2 protein-coding genes are annotated in these 1118 nt (G+C 44.1%); both read left to right on the plus strand.

What is annotated here, in order from left to right; genetic code table 11:
- Window positions 1-520 (plus strand): DUF4225 domain-containing protein (locus tag CUC53_RS06260; RefSeq protein ID WP_100293362.1); only part of this gene is annotated, 520 nt, incomplete at its 5' end.
- A gap of 1 nt (window position 521) precedes the next feature.
- Window positions 522-851 carry a hypothetical protein gene (locus CUC53_RS18825; RefSeq protein WP_157798207.1) on the plus strand — a complete coding sequence of 110 codons (330 nt, stop codon included), beginning with the start codon at window positions 522-524 and terminating at the stop codon, window positions 849-851.
- The last annotated feature ends 267 nt before the right edge of the window (window positions 852-1118 follow it).

Genomic DNA, 1118 nt, shown 5'->3' on the forward strand with positions numbered 1-1118 from the left:
AAGCATCTCGGAAGGTTTAAGGGCATTAGCAGAAGAGCAACGAAGTTTGTTAAACCAATCGCTGGATGTTGCGCAAAAGGGGGTTGGAGTTGTTGCTGGTGCGGCGCAAATATACGCGGGTGGTACGCTTTGCTATGCCTCTCTTGGTGTTCTGTGCGCGACCTTTGGGGTGCCGCTGATGGCTCATGGCGCGAATAACGTCTATGAGAATGGGCGCAACCTGCTAGAAGGGCGCTCAGACACTGAAGGCCCTGTGAGAGACTTATATCAAAGTGCGGCAAAGGCTATGGGAGGTGGTGATCGGGAGGGGAATATTGCATACGGCATTTCTGACTTAGGAATGTCAGCTTATGGTGTTTCTCGTTTAGTATTAAAACCAGATTCGTGGAGATTATTTAGATATGTCCGCGAAGATTATGTTAGAGCTTATAAAAATGCCTCTACATCATCCCTTGTGTTAGAGGGTGTGTCTGATGCTATAACAGTGCGTTCGCTTAGTGATCAGTCACAAGGGGACTAATATGAATGATCTTGTTGTTGCCATTATTTATTTAATGTTTTCAATTTTAGGTGTTTTATTTAGTTTTTATTTTACAAAGAAACACTCAGATCATAATTTCAAAGAACGATATTTTTGGTTTGGGTTGGTATTTAATTGTTTGGTTTGTTCATTCCATGTAGGTGTGTGGAAAGTAGGTTTTAACCCCTTTATTCCTGCAACTGAAGCATGGTTAAAAGGAAATATTTTTGTTGGTTGGCTTTCTTTATTATTTGCGATACCACAGGCTATTTACATCCCAAAAAATAATAATCATTCTGCTTCAGGGTATAAACGTGATGGGAATAAATGAATCTTTGGGGGGACTGCGGGGAGCGTTGCTCTGTCGTTGTTGCCTGCTGTAAAGTGTTGACCAGAAAAGACAAACCCCGAATCCCTGTTAAATCAACTTGGCGGAAGATTCAGAGAGTTCGGGGCTAGCCATCATCTATGGAGAAAATCATACCACATGGATCACCCTACACAACCCCACACCGCCAGTAAGCGCGGTGTGCGATGGTAAAACCAGCGCTTCAAGCCGCTGCCTTTGTCGAACGTCTCCCCCGTCGCCCCTACTGCA

The organism is Aeromonas cavernicola (assembly GCF_002795305.1).
GTDB lineage: Bacteria > Pseudomonadota > Gammaproteobacteria > Enterobacterales > Aeromonadaceae > Aeromonas > Aeromonas cavernicola.